Annotated in this window: 16 protein-coding genes; 9 read left to right on the top strand and 7 right to left on the bottom strand. The window is 68.2% G+C overall.

Annotated elements, in window-relative coordinates; genetic code table 11:
* Window positions 1–4: 4 nt before the first annotated feature.
* The 3 genes from QMC84_RS02050 to QMC84_RS02040 all read left to right on the top strand — a co-directional run bounded on the left by QMC84_RS02050 (window position 5) and on the right by QMC84_RS02040 (window position 1,724).
* Window positions 5–646: a DUF3710 domain-containing protein gene (locus QMC84_RS02050; protein ID WP_300371260.1), complete on the top strand. Its 642-nt coding sequence runs from the start codon at window positions 5–7 to the stop codon at window positions 644–646.
* 83 nt (window positions 647–729) lie between these two features.
* Entirely contained in the window at window positions 730–1,020 is a 291-nt protein-coding gene (locus QMC84_RS02045; protein ID WP_300371410.1) for an OB-fold nucleic acid binding domain-containing protein, read from the top strand.
* Complete coding sequence (locus tag QMC84_RS02040) at window positions 1,017–1,724, top strand: DUF3159 domain-containing protein (RefSeq protein ID WP_300371258.1); 708 nt, start codon at window positions 1,017–1,019, stop codon at window positions 1,722–1,724. Before QMC84_RS02045 ends, QMC84_RS02040 begins: the two co-directional genes overlap by 4 nt.
* A gap of 23 nt (window positions 1,725–1,747) precedes the next feature.
* Here QMC84_RS02040 and QMC84_RS02035 read toward each other — a convergent pair whose 3' ends face one another.
* Both QMC84_RS02035 and QMC84_RS02030 read right to left on the bottom strand, forming a co-directional pair.
* On the bottom strand, window positions 1,748–2,419 hold the full coding sequence (locus tag QMC84_RS02035; protein WP_300371256.1) for a TrkA family potassium uptake protein: 672 nt from the start codon (window positions 2,417–2,419) through the stop codon (window positions 1,748–1,750).
* A gap of 7 nt (window positions 2,420–2,426) precedes the next feature.
* Entirely contained in the window at window positions 2,427–3,089 is a 663-nt protein-coding gene (locus tag QMC84_RS02030; protein ID WP_300371255.1) for a TrkA family potassium uptake protein, read from the bottom strand.
* A 47-nt stretch (window positions 3,090–3,136) separates the two neighbouring features.
* Between QMC84_RS02030 and QMC84_RS02025 the strand changes: the two genes are divergently transcribed.
* Complete coding sequence (locus QMC84_RS02025) at window positions 3,137–5,185, top strand: APC family permease (RefSeq protein WP_300371253.1); 2,049 nt, start codon at window positions 3,137–3,139, stop codon at window positions 5,183–5,185.
* Window positions 5,182–6,441 (top strand): TRAM domain-containing protein, encoded by a 1,260-nt coding sequence (locus tag QMC84_RS02020; RefSeq protein WP_300371251.1) that lies wholly within the window; start codon window positions 5,182–5,184, stop codon window positions 6,439–6,441. The genes QMC84_RS02025 and QMC84_RS02020 overlap by 4 nt, the downstream gene beginning before the upstream one ends.
* A gap of 357 nt (window positions 6,442–6,798) precedes the next feature.
* On the opposite strand, the gene QMC84_RS02015 is transcribed toward QMC84_RS02020, so the two are convergent.
* The 5 genes from QMC84_RS02015 to QMC84_RS01995 form a co-directional block, all read right to left on the bottom strand.
* Window positions 6,799–8,511 carry a PucR family transcriptional regulator gene (locus QMC84_RS02015; protein WP_300371249.1) on the bottom strand — a complete coding sequence of 571 codons (1,713 nt, stop codon included), beginning with the start codon at window positions 8,509–8,511 and terminating at the stop codon, window positions 6,799–6,801.
* 151 nt (window positions 8,512–8,662) lie between these two features.
* Complete coding sequence (locus QMC84_RS02010) at window positions 8,663–9,865, bottom strand: amidohydrolase family protein (protein ID WP_300371247.1); 1,203 nt, start codon at window positions 9,863–9,865, stop codon at window positions 8,663–8,665.
* On the bottom strand, window positions 9,862–10,860 hold the full coding sequence (locus QMC84_RS02005; protein WP_300371245.1) for an ABC transporter permease: 999 nt from the start codon (window positions 10,858–10,860) through the stop codon (window positions 9,862–9,864). The genes QMC84_RS02010 and QMC84_RS02005 overlap by 4 nt, the downstream gene beginning before the upstream one ends.
* Window positions 10,861–10,872: 12 nt before the next feature.
* Window positions 10,873–12,360, bottom strand: a complete 1,488-nt coding sequence (locus QMC84_RS02000; RefSeq protein WP_300371244.1) for a sugar ABC transporter ATP-binding protein — start codon at window positions 12,358–12,360, stop codon at window positions 10,873–10,875.
* Between the two features lie 54 nt (window positions 12,361–12,414).
* A complete protein-coding gene (locus QMC84_RS01995) occupies window positions 12,415–13,434 on the bottom strand; it encodes a sugar ABC transporter substrate-binding protein (RefSeq protein WP_300371242.1) in 1,020 nt (339 codons plus the stop codon).
* A 253-nt stretch (window positions 13,435–13,687) separates the two neighbouring features.
* On the opposite strand from QMC84_RS01995, the gene QMC84_RS01990 reads away from it, so the two are divergent.
* The 4 genes from QMC84_RS01990 (at window position 13,688) to ortB (ending at window position 19,729) form a co-directional block, all read left to right on the top strand.
* Entirely contained in the window at window positions 13,688–14,935 is a 1,248-nt protein-coding gene (locus QMC84_RS01990) for an FAD-dependent oxidoreductase (protein ID WP_300371240.1), read from the top strand.
* A 516-nt stretch (window positions 14,936–15,451) separates the two neighbouring features.
* On the top strand, window positions 15,452–16,828 hold the full coding sequence (gene hydA, locus QMC84_RS01985) for a dihydropyrimidinase (RefSeq protein ID WP_300371238.1): 1,377 nt from the start codon (window positions 15,452–15,454) through the stop codon (window positions 16,826–16,828).
* A gap of 143 nt (window positions 16,829–16,971) precedes the next feature.
* The gene (locus QMC84_RS01980) at window positions 16,972–18,030 is read left to right on the top strand and encodes a zinc-binding dehydrogenase (RefSeq protein WP_300371236.1); all 1,059 of its coding nucleotides are present in this window, start codon (window positions 16,972–16,974) and stop codon (window positions 18,028–18,030) included.
* A 310-nt stretch (window positions 18,031–18,340) separates the two neighbouring features.
* The gene (gene ortB, locus QMC84_RS01975; protein WP_300371234.1) at window positions 18,341–19,729 is read left to right on the top strand and encodes a 2-amino-4-oxopentanoate thiolase subunit OrtB; all 1,389 of its coding nucleotides are present in this window, start codon (window positions 18,341–18,343) and stop codon (window positions 19,727–19,729) included.
* Window positions 19,730–19,762 lie beyond the last annotated feature (33 nt).

Raw genomic sequence — 19,762 nt, 5'->3', positions numbered from 1 at the left:
GCTCGTGAAGTTCCGTCGCAAGTCCGCTGACACCGATGCGGCGGCCGACCCCACGGCCGAGTCCGACGTCGAGGGCGCGGCCGTCCCGTCCGGCCCGTTCGACATCGACGACCTCCCCGAGGAGGACGACGTCCCGCGTGTCGACCTCGGCTCGATGCTGGTCGCCCCCGGCCGCGAGCTCGAGCTGCGCCTGCAGGTCGACGAGGACGAGGAGGAGGTCCAGGCGGTGGTGCTCGCCGGCCCCGACGGCGTCCTCGAGCTGCGCGCGTTCGCCGCTCCGCGCGGCGGCGACCTGTGGGCTGAGATCCGGCCGCGGCTGGCGGCCGACTACGCCCAGCGCGGCGGCACCGCGACCGAGCGCGAGGGCCGGTTCGGCACCGAGCTCGACTGTCAGGTGAGCGTGCGCACCCAGGACGGCCGCACCGGCACCCAGGCGTCCCGGGTGATCGGCGTGAACGGCTCGCGGTGGATGCTGCGGGCCACGCTGATGGGCCGCCCGGCCCAGGACGCGACGGCCGCCGGCCCCTGGGAGGACGCGATCGAGCAGATCGTGATCCGGCGAGGCGCGCAGGCGATGCCGGTCGGCGCCGCGCTCCCGCTGGTGATGCCGCCCCGCGAGCAGCTCGTCGAGCGACCGAGCACCTAGGCTCTCGTGCCATGGCGGACAAGAGCCGGCTGCGCCGCAGCATCAGCCGGTGGGCCAACACCAGCGACCAGCACGCCCGAGACATGCGCCGGGAGTACGCCGGCGAGCAGCTCGACCGGATCGGCGATGCCCCGGACCGCGAGCAGGTGCGGCTGCGCGGCACCCTGCGGACCGTGACGCTGCGACCCCGCGGCGGGGTGCCCGCGCTGGAGGCCGAGTTGTTCGACGGCACCGGTACCCTCACCGTGATCTGGCTCGGTCGCCGCCGGATCACCGGCATCGCGCCGGGCCGCTCCCTGGAGATCCGTGGCCGGATCGGCCGCCACGAGGGGCACCGGATCATCTACAACCCGCGCTACGAGCTGATGCCGTGAGCGAGGCCGTCCCGGGACACACGCCACCCAGCGTCGACACAGTCGAGGCGGTCGTGCGGGCCCAGATCTCGCGCGCCCTCGGCGGGCGGCGCGGCATGGTGGAGGCCGCCGTACCCACGATCATCTTCACGGTCCTGTGGCTCTCCACCAAGGAGCTCCGGGTGGCGCTCGGGGCGAGCGTCGCGGTCGCGGTCGTGCTGCTGGCGGTCCGGCTGGTGCAGCGCACCACGGTGCAGTTCTGCCTCAACGCGCTGTTCGGCATCGGCATCGGCTGGGTGTTCGTGACGATCTCGGCCCGCCAGGGCGGGAGCGCGAACGACCAGGCGCTGGCCTACTTCCTGCCCGGGCTGATCTACAACGGCGTCTACACGGTCGTGCTGTCGCTGACCTGCCTGATCGGCTGGCCCCTCGTGGGGTTCATGGTCGGCAGCGTCACCGGTGAGCCGACCGCCTGGCACCAGGACCGCCAGATCGTGCGGCTGTGCACGACGCTCACCTGGCTGCTGGCGATCCCGTGCGCGATCCGGGTGGCGGTCCAGGCGCCCGTCTGGTTCGCCGGCAAGACCGGGTCGATCGACCCCGACTCCGCGGTCGCCGCGATGGGCATCCTCAAGATCGGGATGGGCTGGCCGCTCCAGCTGGCCGCCCTGGCCGTGATGGCCTGGGTGCTGACCCGGAACCGGACCCCGGTCGCCGAGGCCTGACCGCCCCCGGGGCCCAGCCGTCCCTAGCCGCCGTGGGCGGAGGGGGCGAGCAGGCGCTCGAGCTCCTTCTCGATGTCGGAGGGCACCACGAACAGCAGCTCGTCACCGGCCTCGACCGGCTGCTCGGCGTCGGGGACGTAGACCTGGCCGTCGCGCAGGATGGTGACCAGCGCGCAGTTCTCCGGGAACGGGATCAGCCCGGTCGGCTGGCCGACGTACGGCGAGTCGGCGGGCAGGGTCATCTCGACCAGGTTCGCGTTGCCCTGGCGGAACGTGAACAGCCGCACCAGGTCGCCGACGGTGACCGCCTCCTCGACCAGCGCGGACATGATCCGCGGGGTCGAGACGTTGACGTCGACGCCCCAGGCCTCGGTGAACAGCCACTCGTTGTTGGGGTGGTTGACCCGGCCGACGGTGCGGGGGACGCCGAACTCGGTCTTCGCGAGCAGCGAGGTCACCAGGTTGGCCTTGTCGTCGCCGGTCGCGGCGATCACGACGTCGCACTGGTCGAGCCGCGCCTCCTCCAGCGAGGACAGCTCGCAGGAGTCGGCGAGCAGCCACTCGGCGTCGGGGACCCGCTCGGGCTTGATCGACTCGGGGTCCTTGTCGATGAGCAGGATCTCGTGGCCGTTGATGATCAGCTCGCGGGCGATCGAACGACCGACCGCACCGGCTCCGGCGATGGCGACACGCATGGCTCACTCAGCTTTCGTCAGGTCCGCGGTCGATGACCTCGTAGGCCCGGGGGGCGTGCTCCTCACGCATCGTGACGTGGAGGATGTCGCCCTCCTGGATCATGCTCTCGCGGGTGGGCAGCATCCCCTCGCCGAGCCGGTCGATCCAGGCGATCCGGCAGCCGACCTGCTCCTGGAAGTGCACGGTCCGGTGCCCGACCCACGGCTCCGGGGCGGGCAGCTGATCGAGCCGGATGGTGCCGGAGGGGTCGCGGAAGGTGGGTTCGGCGCCGGCCGGGAGCAGGCGGCGCAGCATCTGGTCGGCCGTCCACTTCACGGTCGCGACCGTGGTGATGCCGAGCCGCTGGTAGACCTCGGCGCGGCCCGGGTCGTAGATGCGGGCCACGACCTGCTGGATGCCGAACGTCTCGCGGGCCACGCGGGCGGCGATGATGTTGGAGTTGTCCCCGCTGGAGACGGCGGCGAACGCGTCGGCGCGGCGGATGCCCGCCTTCTCCAGGACCTCCTGGTCGAAGCCCTGTCCGGTCACCTTGTCCCCGTTGAAGCCCGGGCCGAGGCGGCGGAACGCGTCCGGCTCGCTGTCGATCACCGAGACGGTGTGGTTGCGGTCCTCGAGACTGCGGGCCAGCGTCGAGCCGACCCGCCCGCAGCCCATGATCACGACGTGCACGTCGCAGACGCTACAGGAGGGACAGGGAGGGTCTAGCCTTTCCCGTCGTGAGTGTCAGCGACGTATCGAAGCGGATCCTGCTGGGGCGCAAGCTACGCAGCTCCCAGCTCGGGGAGACACTCCTGCCCAAGCGCATCGCACTCCCGGTGTTCGCCAGTGACGCCCTCTCCTCGGTGGCCTACGCCCCGGACGAGGTCTTCATCATGCTGTCCCTGGCGGGCGCCTCGGCGTACGTCTGGTCCTGGAAGATCGGCATCGCCGTCGCCTTGGTGATGGCGGCCGTGGTGGCGTCGTACCGCCAGACCGTGCACGCCTACCCCAGCGGCGGCGGCGACTACGAGGTCGCGACCGTCAACCTCGGCCCGACCGCCGGCACCACCGTGGCGAGCGCGCTGCTCGTGGACTACGTGCTCACCGTCGCCGTGTCGATCTCCTCGGGCGCCCAGTACGCCGCCTCCGCGATCGACGCCCTCAGCGGCCACGAGGCGACCTTCGCGAGCGTGATGGTCATCCTGCTGATGGCCATGAACCTGCGCGGGATCCGGGAGTCCGGCACGTTCTTCGCGATCCCGACGTACGCGTTCATGGTCGCGATCCTCGGCATGTGCGCCTACGGCATGCTCGAGCTGGCCGCCGGACGGCTGCCACAGGCCGCCAGCGCGGACCTGGAGATGGCCACCACGCCCGGCTACGACGACTCGATGACGACGCTCGCCCTCCTGTTCCTGCTGGCGCGGGCCTTCTCCTCGGGCTGTGCGGCGCTCACCGGCGTCGAGGCGATCTCCAACGGCGTGCCGGCGTTCCGGCGGCCGAAGAGCAAGAACGCCGCGACCACCCTGTTCCTGCTCGGCGCGATCGCGATCACGATGATGGTCAGCGTCATCGTGCTGGCCAAGCAGATGGGCCTCCAGCTGGTCGACCCGAGCGAGCTCGACCGGCTCACCCGCAACGGCGAGCCGCTGCCCGCCGGCTACGACCAGCACACGGTGATCGCCCAGATCGCGGACGCCGTGTTCCACGACTTCCCGGCGGGCTTCTACCTGGTCGTGACGGTGACCGGCGTGATCCTGGTGCTGGCCGCGAACACCGCATTCAACGGCTTCCCGGTGCTGGGGTCGATCCTGGCCAAGGACGGCTACGCGCCGCGGGCCCTCGGCTCGCGCGGCGACCGGCTGGCCTACAGCAACGGCATCGTGTTCCTCGCCGTGATGGCGATCGTGCTGATCCAGGTGTTCAACGCCGAGACGACCCGGCTGATCCAGCTCTACATCGTGGGCGTGTTCGTCTCGTTCAACCTCAGCCAGCTCGGCATGATCCGGCACTGGACCCGGCACCTGCAGCGGGAGAAGGACCCGGCGGAGCGGCGGCGGATGGTGCGCTCGCGCACCATCAACGCCATCGGGCTCACGTTCACGGCGGTGGTGCTCGTGATCGTGCTGATCACCAAGTTCCTCGCCGGGGCCTGGATCACGATCCTCGCGATGGTGTTCTTCTTCGCGGGCATGCGCGCCATCCGGCGCCACTACGACAGCGTCAACGCCGAGCTGGCCGCCGACGAGGAGGACAAGATCCTCCCGACCCGGGTGCACGCGATCGTGCTGGTCTCCAAGCTGCACAAGCCGACGCTGCGGGCGCTCGCCTTCGCCAAGGCCACCCGGCCCAACGTGCTCGAGGGCGTCTACGTCTCGGTCGACCAGGCGGCCACCAACCGGCTGCTCGAGGAGTGGGACGAGCGGAACCTCGGCGTACCCCTCAAGGTCCTGCACTCGCCGTACCGGGAGCTGGTCCGGCCGATCGTCGAGTACGCCACCGAGATCCGCCGGGCGAACCCGCGCGGCGTGGTCGCGGTCTACATCCCGGAGTACGTCGTCGGCCGCTGGTGGGAGCAGCTGCTGCACAACCAGACCGCGCTGCGGCTCAAGGGCCGGCTGCTGTTCGCACCCGGCGTGATGGTCACCTCGGTGCCCTACCAGCTGCGCTCCTCGGAGCTGGCCCGGGAGCGCGAGGAGCGGCTCGGGGTCTGGACCCGGCCGACCGACTACCGGCTGGGCGACCCGCGCACGCGTCCCGACTCGGACCGGCAGATCCAGCCGTGACCCGGCAGCCGCGACCGCGCAAGGCTCGCGGCGGCTCCCGGGTCGGCGAGCGGTTCGAGGCCGTGGTCGGCCCGATCGCGCACGGCGGGCACTGCATCGTCCGGCTCGAGGGCACCGCCGACGGGCCGTCGGACCGGCCGCGGGTGGTGTTCGTGCGGCACGCGATCCCGGGCGAGCGGGTGGTCGTGGAGATCACCGAGGGCACCGAGGGCGACCGGTTCTGGCGCGGCGACGCGGTCGAGGTCCTCGAGGCCTCCCGCGACCGGGTCGAGCCGCCCTGCCCGTACGCCGGCCCCGGCCGCTGCGGCGGCTGCGACTTCCAGCACGTGGCGCTGCCACGCCAGCGCGAGCTGAAGGCGGCCGTGGTCCGCGAGCAGCTCGGCCGGCTCGCCCAGACCGACGTGCATGTCGAGGTCGAGCCGGTCCCGGGAGCCGCCCCGAACCCCGACGCCGACGCCGACCTCGACGCGGGGCTGCGGTGGCGGACCCGGATCCAGTGGGCGGTGGGACCGCGCGGCCGGCGCGGGCTGCGCAAGTACCGCTCCCGCGAGGTGATCCCGATCGACGACTGCCTGATCACCCGGCCGGACGCCCGCGCGATCAGCCGGGCCGGCACCACCCTGGACCGGCACGCGACCGCGCTGTCGACGGTGGTGGGGGAGCGGGTCGACGTGCCGCGGTACGGCGGCGAGCACGTCTTCGCCGTGGAGGCCGACGGGTTCTGGCAGGTGCACCCGGGGGCGCCGCGCGTGCTGGTCGAGACGGTCCTGGACCTCCTCGCGCCGCGCCGCGGCGAGACCGCGCTGGACCTCTACTCCGGGGTCGGGCTGTTCGCCCGCTACCTCGCCGACGCCGTCGGGCCGACCGGCCGGGTGCTGGCCGTCGAGGCCGATCGGACCGCCAGCCGGCACGCCCGCGCCAACCTGGCCGGCCTCGAGGGGGTCGACGTCGAGTGCGGCGCGGTCGACCGGGTGCTGGCCGACCCGCTGCCCCCGGCGTACTCCTCGGTCGACCTGGTCGTCCTCGACCCGCCCCGCGAGGGCGCCCGCGCGCTGGTCGTCGAGCAGGTCGTCGAGCGCTCCCCGCGCGCCGTCGCGTACGTCGCCTGCGACCCCGCCGCCCTGGGCCGCGACGTCGCCACGTTCCAGAAGCTCGGCTACCAGCTGCGCTCGCTGCGCGCCCTCGACATGTTCCCGATGACGCACCACGTCGAATGCGTCGCTCTGCTGGAGAAAACCGGCTCCGACCTGCGGTGACGCGACTCGGGAGGGTGACGCACGCCTGCGCGAGGATGCACAGGGTTGCGCGGAATGGCCCGGAGGCTGGCGCGTGGCACGTGGGTCGAGATCCTTGCTCACCGGTCCCTGGCGCAGCTCCGCCATCGCCCATTCGCGGATGACGGCGCGCACGGCGTCGAGGTCCTCTTCGGGTGTTGGCTTCCTCTTCCTGCGCGGCACGACGACTGTGGGCACCGGGTACTCGTTCTTGTCCTTTCGAGGATCCAGCGAAGGTGATAGCGGTATGCGGCGAGAGACTCACGGTCCGGTGCGGTGCCGGCGAGCTCGCGGGGGCGTTCGTCGGCTTCACCCTCCGCCTTTCGAACCACACGTCGATCAGGCGGGCGACCGAGTCGTTTGGCTGGATGAGACCGCCGCCGAACGTGCCGGTGTGGTTGATGAAGAACGCCTTGAATCAGCGAGGCGTTCGAGCTGGGCAGCCGTAGCGGCCGGCGAGCCTGATCGGATGGCCTGAGCCTGGAGGCGTATTGCCAGCACCTGCTCGGGGTCCTCGAGATCAATGTCGACGATGTCGGCGATCCGTTTCATCCGGTGCCGGATCGTGTTTGGATGCACATGGAGCTCCTTCGCAGCCCGGCGAAGGTCGGTCTGGTAGCTCAACCATGCCTCGAGCGTCCGGACGTATTCGGTGCCGAATTGGTCGTCGTGTAGCTGCAACTCCCATACCGGTCCTGGGACGTCATGTTCTGTCATCACTTTCAGCGCTCGCGCCAGGTACAGGCGTGCCCACTCGTCCTCGAATGTCACTGATGACGCGAGAGAGGGTCGATCTCGAAGCAGGTCTGCCAACTCGTCCGCCTCGGTTCGAGACCCGGCGATCGTCTCGGATGTCCGGCTCACGCCGCCGGCCAGAAGGACGAGTGACCCTATCGAGGCAGTCTCCAAGACCAGTCTCCTCAGCCAGTCCCAACTTCCTGGCTCTGCTCCACGGGCCTGGACGAGAACGTAGACCTGCTGGTTAACCGTGGTGATAAGCGGAGTTTGCCACCCGGCGCGTCGGGCATGCAGAAGGAGCCCGGAACAGAGGTTGTCCGCCTCGAAGGCTTGTCTGTCGGCGCCGTCTTCATTGTCGTGAACACGTACTGCTCTCCAAGGTCCAGGGCCAAGAGCGCTCGGTACCCGCCCCGGACCGTGCGTCAGGAGGGAGACCAGGCACGCTTCCAGCTGCCGGCGCTCAACCTCGAGATGCGACTGAATGCGAAGCAACGTCGTCGACAACGACTCCAGGATCCACGACAGCCTCTCGAGGTCGGGGGGCATCGAGCGTTCGGATAGGACTGCCCATATCGCACCCAGCCACTGGCCTCGATGATGGATAGGCACCACCAGGCGAGGCATCGTGCCGTTCGGCCCGTCCTCGATCAGGAACGGACGATCCGACCCGACCAGCTTCTTGAACACTCCACGGGCCCGGTAATGGGCCAGCACCCTCGGGGGCACGCGCCGACCGACGATCGTCGCCAGCCGCGTCGGGTCCGTCTCCTCCTGGCCCGCTGAGTAGGCGAGCAATCTTGACTTGTTGTCTTCGATCGTGACCGGCGCGCCCAGGAGCTGTGCGGCCTCATCGGCCATCGCGAACAGGTCCTCAGGGTGCGGCCCGGCGCTTTCGACAGGCTCTCGGAACTCGCCGTCGAGGACCCGGCGGATCAAGACGACCAAATGGGCCCACGGAACTTCGGCGGGGCACGCGATGAGAGCGATGCCGCGCGACCGCGCCTGTTCGCGCACAGCCTCGAGACGTGCGTTCCCTTCCCGCAGTACGACGCCACACGCTCGGCCGGATGCTGCTTGGTCGATCAAGTCGAGCACGGTCGCCGCGGTTGCTCCGGCTCCGACGATCAACTCGCCGTGCTCGACCTGGGTGCGAACCTCCGGGTCGAACAGCGCAACATCATGTACCGGATCGTTGAATGCGGGTCTGTGTACGAACGACAGCATGTGCGGACCGAGCATGTCCACGACCTCGTCGAGCTCCGGCAGGAAGCCGTTCTGCCGCGAGCGCAGCGAATTGGACGAAAGCGAGGGCACCGCCGTTCTCCGCGTCACCGTACGTCCTCCCGCTTCGGGCGATGCGATGTTTGATCACATCAATAGTGGTGTCATCAATATCACATGGCACGCTCGTGGGGAAGAGGCTCGACAACATGCAGGAGTCGTGGTCTCGGCGGCGCGATCGGCCTCAGGGAACGCCCGGTGCTTCGACCCCACGGCGGAAGGAACGCCTCGTTCGGGGGCGTCGCGCGACGGCCTCGGACGCGCACGATGCGTCGATGAGGAGGAAGTCGGCTGAATCGCCCACGCGAAGCCATGGCGCCCCGTCCGGGTCGACGGCGGGAACGCCGCCGGTGGCCAGGGTTAGGGCGGCTGCCAGAGACCGTTCGTCGAGGCAGCCGAACCGCTGAGCAATGAGCGATGCCTTCTCGAGCATGTCGCCGCTGCCGAACGGATCCCAGTGGTCCATGACGCTGTCGGTGCCAACCGATATCCGTACTCCGAGCCGCCGCATCAGCGGCACGGGAATCGCGGCGTCGAGCTGCAATGCGGTGGTGACATCCACCCCGGCAGCCGCTAGTTCCTCCGCGGTTCCGGCTGCTGTCGACTCGTCGACCTGCGCCAGCGCGTAGGCGTGGCTGATCGTGACGCGGCCGTGCAGGCCGGCGTCCTCGGTGAACGCCGCGATCCGGCGCATCTGGAACGTTCCCAACGTCCCGGGGTCGTGAAGATGGATGTCGATGCCGATGCCGTATGCGGTGGCGAGCTCGAACGTGGCCTCGAGGGCCTTGTCGATGTTCGTCTCCGTCCGTGCGGGGTCGATGCCTCCGATGATCGAGGCGCCCGCTTGGATGGCGTCTCGTAGCACCGGCACCATGCGCCCGTCTTGAAGGCCGTGTTGGGGGAAGGCGACGATCTCGAGATGGGCCAACTGGTCGAGTGATGGGGCGAGCGCCGCGAGTCGCCCGACGCTCTCGGCGCCGACGACGTGGTCGACGTTCGTGTGAACCCTGAGGAACGACGTGCCACGTGAGGCGACGAGACCCACGATGGCGGCAGCCCGTTCCTCCAGATGGCTGACGAGCTCGGGTAGGAGGGCGACTTCCTGGTCGATTCGATCGGCGAGGCTTCTCGCAAGGGCTGGCGCGCGCCACGGGCCGCCGTAGTAGGTCTTGTCCACGTGGATGTGGAGGTCGCGCAGCGGCGGCAGAAGTAGGAGGCCGCCGCCATCGATCACCTCTGAGTCGGCTGGGGCGGTTGACGTGATGGCGGCAATCACGCCGTCGCGGACCTCTACCGCGGCTTGGATGCTTTCGGTGTGTGCGAAACCGCCGGGTTCATCGACGATCGCTCCGTCGAACCGGACGTTGTCCAGCCAGAAGCTGCTCAAGTCTTGTTCCTGCCTCGTTGTGCCCAGGCATCGACCGCGACAGCCGTGACCACGATCGTTCCCTGCACGATCTGCTGGTAGACGGGGTCGACCGCCAGTAGGTTCAGGCCGTTTCCGATCATGGCCAAGATCATCACTCCGAGCACCGTTCTCCAGACGGCTCCGGCGCCTCCAGCCAGCGACGTGCCTCCGAGCACGATGGCGGCGAGGACCTGGAACTCGAGGCCGACACCGACCTCCGCCTGGCCCGCGTTGACCTTGCTCGCGGCGAGCAAACCGGCCAGCCCGGCGGACATCCCGGACACGACGAAGACCACGGCCTTCACGCTGCCGACCGGTATGCCGGCCAAGCGGGCTGCTTCGATGTTGCCGCCGACCGCGAAGACCCTGCGTCCGAACACCGTAAGGTGGAGGAGAACTGCAACTGCGCCCACCCAGACGAACATCACCCAGACGGACCAGCGCAGGCCGAGCCAGCTGTCGACACCGAGGGTGTCGAACCCGACCGGCGCGGCCTGCACGATGAACCCGCCGGTTATGAGCAATGCCAGGCCGCGGATCACCAACGAGCTTCCGAGGGTTCCGATGAGCGAGTTGACGCGGCCGATGAGCGTGATTGCTGCATTCACGAGCCCGCAAGCCAGGCCGGCGATCACGGCGGCGACGCATCCGAGGATTACCGAGCCCGTATCGTTCGCGAACTTGGCAGCGGCGACGCCACTGATCGCGAATATGGCGCCGACCGAGATGTCCAGATCGCCTGCGACGAGCACCAAGGTGCCGGCGACTGCAATGATCATCACGGGAGCCCATTGCTCCAGGATCGTCGCGAAGTTCTGAGCCGAGAAGAATACGTCGGACGAGAACGTCAGGGCCAGGAACAGCGCTACGAAGCACGCGACGATCCCTAGGTCCCGGCCGTGTGCCAGGTCCAAGGAGAATGCGCGCCGGGCGGGGGGCGCGGGTGTCGTCTGGCCGACGTTCGCTTCTGTCATGTCTACTCCAGGTCAGTTGCTGGGCTTGCGGGTTGCAGTTGGCTCGGCGCCGAGGATGGCGCTCAGGACTGCGGCCTCGGAGGCGTGCTTCGCGAACTCTCGGACGATGCGTCCCCCTCGCATGGCCAGGACGCGGTCGGCCAGGCCCAGGACCTCTTCGAGTTCACTCGAGATCACGATGACGGCGACGCCGCGTTGTGCCGCTTCGTCGATCAGGGTGTAGATCGAGTGCCGCGCGCCTACGTCGACGCCTCGGGTGGGTTCGTCGATGATGAGTACGTTGGGGTCGCTCAGGAGGCAGCGGGCGAGGAGGACCTTCTGTTGGTTGCCGCCGGACAGCGAGCCGACCGGAATGTCGACGCCGCTGCCGCGGTAGTCCATCCGGTCGAGTAGGTCGGCTGCCATCGTGCGTCCAGCCCCCGGCATCAGGCATCCGGCGCGCGAGACCGCACTCAGGTGTGGCAGCGTCACGTTGCGGTGCACGGTGTGCCGAAGGAACAGTCCCTGGTCGCGCCGGCTCTCCGGCACGATCCGGACGCCTCGGTTCCACGCGTGGGTGGGCCCGTTCGGGCGGTAGAGCTGGCCATTCAGCCGCATCGTTCCCCTGGTCGCGCGTCGTGCGCCGAGCAGCGTGTGCGCCAGCTCGCTGCGTCCACTACCAACGATGCCTGCGATGCCGAGGATCTCCCCAGGCCTCACGGCCAGGGAGACATCTTGAACCTCGGGGCCGCTGGTGAGGTTCTCGACCACGAGAACAGGGTCACCTGGTGGAGGTGGCTGCCGGTCGGGGAACATCGTCACCAGCGACCGGCCGAGCATCGCTGCTACCAGGGCGTCCTGGTTCGTCGCAGAAGCGTCTCCCTGCCATGTGACCTGTCCGTCCTTGAGGACGGTGATGTCGTCGGCGATCTCGAGCACCTCGCCCAGGAAGTGTGAGACATACACGAAGGTCCTTCCGTCCGCACGCATCCGGTCGATGACCCCGAGGAGACGTTCGGACTCTCGACCGGTTAGGGCTGCCGTCGGCTCGTCCATGACGATCACCTCGGCCTGCGTGGCGAAGGCGCGGAGGATCGTCACGAGCTGGCGGTCGGCCACTCGCAGCGCCCCGACCGGGGCGTCGGGATCGAGGTCGAACCCGGTGGCCTCCAGGAGGGTAGCGACGCGGGAACGCATGGCCGCACGAAGCGCCACTCCGAATCGTGACGGCAGTGAGCCGAGCAGCACGTTCTCGGCGACCGACCGGGCCGGCAGTAGCGCCAGCTCTTGGTCGACGACGGCAACCCTGGCGCGGAGGTGCCCGGCTGAGCCGAGCACCTCCGCCGGATTCTCTCGGTGCAAGGTCACCTGACCGCGGGTGGCCGGGAGGTGGCCACTGATGACCTTGCCGAGTGTTGACTTGCCCGCGCCGTTCTCGCCAACGAGGGCATGAACGCGGCCCCGCCGAATCCGTACGGACACCTGGTCGAGGGCAGCGAACGCGCCGAACGACACGTTCACGTCTCGAACGTCGATGTGTACGTGTTCCGCTGCGTGGCTGTCGGGCATGCCGGATCAGCCCTTGAACTGCGACGGGAACTCAGAGGCGTTCTCGCTCGTCAACGTCGAACCGATCGGGCTGAGGTCGTCATACGTGTTGTACGACCGCTGGGTGGGCTCCGTGCCTCGCACGGCGGCGATCGCGATCTCCGTCCCGCGCTCGGCCTCGGTCCGAGGCATCAGGATGCTCATGCCCGCCGTCTGGCCATCGACGACGGTCTGCACGGCGGCGTCGCTTGCACCGGTAGCGAACAGCTTCACGTTGCCGAGCGCGCCAGCGCTCTCCAAACCGGCGATGACCGGAACCGGGTCCTGCACCGAGAGCAGCACGTCGAGGTCGGGCTGGGCACGCATCATGTCCGTGACTGCATTGATCGTCGTGGCGCGGTCGAACTTGCTCTCGGCTTCGGCCACGATCTGGATGTTCGCGTGCTCGGCGAAGACCTCATCGGTCGCGGCCCGACGCGCTGTGTCGTAGCTGAAGCCCTTGGTCCCGTACAGGTACCCGACCTTGCACGGATCCAGGTCGGCACAGGCCTCCACGACGACCTCCGCGGCATGCTGCCCGACCACGGTGGGCGGGGCCAGCAGCGCCGCGGTCAAACCGTCGACCTGCGGCTCGGCGGTCGTGGTGTCTGCACCGACCGGGGCGTTGATAGCCACGACCTTGATACCAGCGGCGATGGCTTCCTTCGCGCAGTTCGCCATCGCGACCCCGTCGACCGGTTCGATGACCATCGCCTGGTACCGCTGACTCTGGATGGCGTCCTGGCACTGGGTCAGCTGGGTCTGCGGGTTGAAGTTGGCGACGAACGTCCTGACCTCGGCGCTCCCGTCCTTCGCAGCGGCTGCTTCAGCGCCGGCAACGAACGAGTTTGCGTAGTCATTCTGGTTCGGGATGAGCAGGGCGACATTGACCTTTTCGTCGCCAGTGGAGTCGTCGTCGGACGACCCACACGCGGTGAGCGACAGCATGGCCAGCGAGCTGAGAGCGGCAAGCGCCAGCGGCAGTGAACGGGAACGGGAACGGTGCATGCGGATTTCCTTTGCGGACGGGTCCGGAGAGACCGAGTTCGGCCGGACAGACACTCGGTGCCGGTGATGCTGACACGGGCTCGAGCCACCCGAGGCTGTCGACGAATCACAACGTCAGGGCAGTTGGGAGTGCCTGCGGAACAACCCCCAGAGATGGCCGACGGACGTGACGCGGCGGTTGTGCCCGCGCGACACCCAAGAGCGCGAAGGTTGGCCAATCGCACTCGTGCCCTCGCGCTCAGGTGCCCCCAACATGCTCCATGTGAATGCTCATCCTCGTCCTGAGCGCGTCGCTGTCATCGGTGCCGGCATGGTTGGTTTGGCTACTGCCTGGCACCTGCAAGAACTCGGCACCGAGGTGACGGTGTTCGACCGCGCCGATGTCGGATCCGGATCCTCCTGGGGCAACGCGGGGTGGCTGACGCCCGGTCTCGCGACGCCGCTCCCAGAACCGTCAGTCCTCACATACGGTGTCCGCGCGGTCCTCAATCCCCGGTCGCCGGTCTACGTGCCGCCCCGCCTGGATCCCCGGCTGTGGCGTTTCCTGGTCGGCTTCGCGCGGCGCAGCACCATGCGCCAATGGCAGAAGTCGATGGAAGCGCTCATTGCGATCAACGATCTCGCGCTCGATGCCTTCGACGAGCTCGCGGATCGAGGTGTCACTGCCCCGACGAGTCCGGCGTCCTCCTTCGTCGCGGCCTATCGGTCGGCCTCTGACCGCGAGCCGCTCCTCCAGGAGCTCCAGCACATCAAGTCCTCGGGCCAGCGGCTGGAGTACGACTTGCTCGACGGAGCTCAAGCGCGCGCTCAGGAGCCCCTGCTATCAGATGAGGTCACCGCCGCCATTCAGCTCCACGGTCAGCGTTTCCTCGACCCGGGCGCCTATGTCCAGTCCCTAGGAGACGCGGTGCGCAACAGGGGAGCCCGGTTCGAGCTCCAACGCATCGTCGAGCGTGTGGATGCGAACTCGGCGGGTGTCTCCATCGACGGCGAGTCCTATGACGCTGCCGTCGTGGCCGCTGGTGCGTGGGCGGGCCCACTGCTGCGGCGGTTCGGTGTCCGGCGCCTCGTCCAGTCGGGACGCGGATACAGCTTCAGTGTCTCCTGCAGGTCAACGCCCCGAGGCCCGATCTACCTGCCATCCCAACGGGTCGCCTGCACGCCGATCGCCGACCGCCTCCGGGTCGCGGGAATGATGGAGTTCAGCCCACCCGACGCCAAGCTGGATCCCCGCCGCATCGCGGCCATCGTTGATGCCGCCAGACCGTTCCTCGACGGCGCCGACGTCGACGACCGGATCGACGAATGGGTCGGCCCGCGCCCTTGCACGGTCGACGGGCTACCCCTCATTGGCGCTACAGCGTCGCCCCACGTGTTCGTCGCAGGCGGCCATGGCATGTGGGGCATCACCCTCGGCCCGATCTCCGGAAGGCTGCTCGCCAAGCAGATCATCACCGGCAGCCACGGACCGGAGCTCGAGGCATTCTCGCCGCTCCGATGAGGCGGCATGAGTGGCGCGCCATTTCGAGTTGTGCTCGTTGCGAACCGCGGTGAGATCGCGGTCCTGGCCATCCCTGCAGCGCGAGAACTCGGCTACCGGAAACGCTGAGAGTGCGACTTCTCTCTGCCCGACGGTGACCTCCGGGTACATGAGGGCCTGGTGTGGCGGCGCCTCTGCCCTCTCGACCCCGGAGTTCCGCCGTCGGCCCAGGCCCGGTGATGGGAAAGTCCGTCCGGACGGCGAGCGGTCGGTGGTGAGCATTGACTCGGCGTCGCAGCCGGACCACAACTGGATCCGGACCGCCGTTTGCCGCGTGGATGGACGCGTACGGCTCGTGCAGGTTCGCGAGGTCGCCGACGAGAGGTCGGCCGGGTGGGAGCACAGGCGAGTCGGTCGATGACGGTGATCTCCTCGTGGTCGTGAACCCACCCTGGTGTTCATGACGCACAACCCGCCGGAGACACGTTGGTCAGAGCCGACAAGTGCAGGTCGGCACAACTCGCGAACGATGAAGCCATGAAGCGGATACATCTGCAGGGCGGTACAGTAGTCAACAGCGGGTCTTCGGTCGTTGCGGACGTGCTGATCGAGGACGGGTGTGTCGTCGCGATCGGCAAGAACCTGGTAGTCGAGGACGCGGAGGCGATCGACTGCGCCGGTCGGTATGTCATGCCGGGCGGCGTGGACGTCCATACGCATCTCGATGCGCCGATGATGAACACGAAGACCGCAGACGACTTCGCGAGCGGGACGAGGGCCGCTGCCGTCGGCGGCACGACGACGATCGTGGACTTCGCCCTCCAGGCCAAGGGCCAGAAGCTCGAAGACGCGCTGAACGGGTGGCATCAGAAGGCAATCGACAAGTGCGCCATCGATTACGGCTTCCACGTCGCGATCACCGACCTGTACGACGGGGCAATCGCCGACATCGAGGGCCTGGTCCGATCGGGTGTCACCAGCATGAAGATCTATATGGCCTACAAGGGCGCGATCATGCTGGATGACGGTGAGATGTACGAAGTCCTCCGGGAGTCCGGCCGGCTGGGCGCCAAGACGTGCGTGCACGCCGAGAACGGTGACGTGATCGACAGAATCTCCGCAAACCTGGTTGCGTCCGGAAAGACCGGACCCGAGAACCACGCCTTGTCCAGGCCGCCGGCCACTGAGGTCGAAGCGGTGAACCGGGCCATCGCCGTTTCCCGCATCGCGGACGCCCCCATCTACTTCGTCCATCTCTCGACAGGAGGGGCGACCGAGGCTGTCGCCGAAGCGCAGCTGAACGGCTGGCCCGTAGCTGGCGAGACCTGCACGCACTACCTGACCCTCGGTCCGGACCTCTACGACCTCCCCGACTTCGAGGCGGCGAAGGCAGTCCTCACCCCTCCGCTGCGCGACTCGAACCACCAAGAGGCGCTCTGGCGCGGCCTCAACAACGGCACGCTGGGCATCGTCAGCTCGGACCACTGCCCCTTCTGCTTCGTCGGCCAAAAGGATCTCGGGCGGCACGACTTCCGCGCCATTCCAAACGGCGGCGCCGGCATCGAAGACCGAATGCGGGTCATGTACGGCACCGGCGTGGCGGGCGGCCGCATCTCGCTAGAGCAGTTCGTGGCATTGACGTCGACCAACCCGGCCAAGTCCTTCGGGATGTTCCCCACCAAGGGATTCGTCGGCATCGGCGCGGACGCGGACATCATCGTGCTCGACCCGGCTGCCACGACGCACATCTCCGCCGCCACTCAGCACCAGGCCCTCGACTACAACCTATGGGAGGGCTGGACGCTTCCTGGCGCGATCACGCACGTCTTCTCGCGAGGCGAGTTGATCGCCAGCAACGGCCGATTCGTCGGCCGGGAAGGACACGGCAACTACCTGGCCCGAAGCGCCGTGTAGCGCCTCGTCCAAACACGAAGCCAGTCGGCGAGTACGACTGCCGCGACCTTCGCGCCGCCCCAGCCGCCGATCCGGATGTCGGCGGGCAACACAGGCGAATCCAGGACACGACCTCGCATAGGCGTCGATGTCCGAACCGACTCATGACCCAGAAACAGGAACGGAGCACAAGCATGAAGGCATTGGCGATTGACGAGTTCGGTGGCCCCGAGAACTTCAGCCTGATCGACATCGGGCTGCCCGACCCGGGACCAGGCGAGGTGACGATCTCGGTCAGCGCATGCGCCCTCAACCACATCGACGTCGACATCATTCGGGGCGTGTCTCGCCTGCCGGTCAGTCTGCCATTCGTGCCCGGCATCGAGGTTGTCGGAACGATCAAGAACATCGGACCTGGGGTGACCGGATGGGAGATCGGTGAGCGAGTCGCTCCCAGGGTCCAGCGAAACTGCGGACGATGCACCCCGTGCCTGACCGCACGCCAGGACTTGTGCGACGAGCTCGAGTGGATCAGCCTCGCCACATCCGGCGGCTACGCCGAGGAGCTCGTGTGTCACGCGGACCAGCTCGTCCGCGTCCCCGAGAACCTCACCGATGAGGCCGCGGTCGCCGTCCAGGTGGCATTTGGAACCGCTTGGCACATGCTCTTCACTCGCGGTCGACTGCGTGCCGGAGAGACTGTGCTGGTCAACGCGGTCGGCAGCGGGATCGGAGCCGCGGCCGTGCAGCTCGCACGGTGGGCCGGGGCACGCGTCATCGGGACAGCGGGCAGCGACGACAAGCTCGAACGTGCACGGGCGCACGGCATGGAGGCGGGCGTGAACTACACGGCCAACCCGGCCTTCGGGCCCCAGGTGAAGGAGCTCACCGGGGGCGGCGTCGACCTGGTCTTCGAGCACGTCGGTGGATCGACGTTCACCTCGGGCCTGGAGTCGCTCAAGAAGGGTGGGCGGCTCGTGACCTGCGGTGCGCACTCTCAGGAGGTGGTCCCGTTCGACATCATCCCGCTGTTCCGGGGTGAGTTCGAGGTCCTCGGTTCGTTCGCCTTCGTCCAGACCGAGGTGGAGAAGGTCTTCGACTTGGCCGCACGCGGCGTCATTGAGCCCCTGGTCGACAGTGTGTTCTCGCTCGCTGAGGGCGCCCGTGCCGTTGAGCGCATGGAGAGCCGGAAGGCTTACGGCAAGATTGTGATCATGCCGTGACCGCAGAACAGGTCTGGGTCGAGATCGAATGGACCGCGCTCGAACCGAACGAGCGCCGGCCGGATCTACCGGCCGACACAGCAGCTACGCCTCTGCTCGTGCGGACCCGCGGAAACTGTGTGGCGCCGGTCCTCGGCGAGAACGGGACCATCACCACCGTTACGGGACGCACACTCACGGGTGTCGTCCGCGAACTGCGACCCGGATACACGCACGGTTTCGGACATCCGCTTCCCGCGTGGCTTGCCATGCGCGACGCCATCCGCGCGGAGGCCGGGCCTCTGCGTGTCAGCGCGAGGAGAGACCCGCGATGAGTTCCTCCTACCGGGAGATCATGGAGCGCAGGTCGGAGATCCTCGACCGGGCTCTCGGCATCGACTACGGGCAGTTCGAGCAGGGCGCGCTCGCGTTCGACTACGAAGGGCTCCTCGCCTCGACGGGCCGGGATCTCGACGAGGTTCAGGCGATCCAGCGGAGCAGGGGGGTCGGTTCCACTCCTTTGCTCGAACTGCACAACATCACCGACCTTGTCCGGTCGATCTCCCCAGCCGGTTTCGGGGCACGCATCCTCGTGAAGGACGAGGCGGCGAACCCGTCAGGGTCCTTCAAGGACCGTCGCGCTGCGCTGTCGGCACACGTTGCCGCAGAGCGCGGGTACCGCGGCGTGGTAGCCGCCACCAGCGGGAACTACGGCGCTGCGGTCGCAAGCCAGGCCGCGAGGAGCGGATTGGCTGCGGTCATCGTCCAGGAGGCCTTCGACAGCCGGGGATACGGCCAACCGGAGATCCTGGAGAAGGCTCGCAAGTGCGAGGCCTTGGGTGCCGAGGTCCTGCAAACGACGGTGGGGCCGGAGCTCTTTTCGATGCTGCTGTCAGTACTGGAGGACACGGGCTACTTCAATGCGTCGCTGTACACCCCGATGAGCGTCCAGGGAATCGAAACACTCGGCACCGAAATTGTCGACGACGTCCGTGCCTTGACCGGCCGTGACCCAGCAGCGGTCCTGGCCACTCACGCCGGGGGTGGCATGTGCACCGGCGTCGGCCGCGGCCTTCGCGCTCGTGGCGCGGCGACCCAGCTGGTTGGGGTCTCGGTGGACCTCTCCGGTCTGCACATGGCATCGGACCAGCAGTTCAATCGAAAGTCGTTCACAACCGGCCATACCGGCTTCTCTGTTCCGTTCACAACCTGGCCGGACCGCGTCGACGTTCCCAGGAACGCGGCACGGCCGCTTCGGTACCTCGATCGGCTCGTGACGGTCAGCCAGGGTGCGGTGTTCCATGCGACCGAACTGCTCGCGGTCCTCGAGGGCCTCGAGCGGGGACCAGCTGGGAACACGTCGCTCGCGGCGGCTGTCGTGGTCGCACAAGAACTTCCTGCAGACGAGGTGATCGTCATCAGTGAGACCGAGTACACCGGGGCTGGCAAGACGCCGTGGTCTCAGCTGGAGTTCGCGTCGGGCCTCGGCGTCGAGATCTCGACAGGCACCGGACGCGGCACAGCAGGCAGCAGCATCGTGCTACCGCTCTCGGTCAGGGACGTCGCGATCGAGGACATCCGCCTTGACGACCTTCGTGCATCCTACGTACGGACCGCGGGTCGCACCGTCGGCCGTGAGTTCACCGACGATGAGATCCGCTTCCTCGCCGAAGACAGCGGCTGGTCGGACGAAGCCGTCCTTGCGGTCCACCGAGGCTGATATGAGGTGTGAAGGGTTCGTGGCCGCCCTGCC

It is taken from the genome of Nocardioides sp., from assembly GCF_030019515.1.
Lineage (GTDB): Bacteria > Actinomycetota > Actinomycetes > Propionibacteriales > Nocardioidaceae > Nocardioides.
The sequence above is the reverse complement of the archived record's forward strand: the minus strand, read 5'-3'. Positions and strand labels throughout refer to the sequence as shown.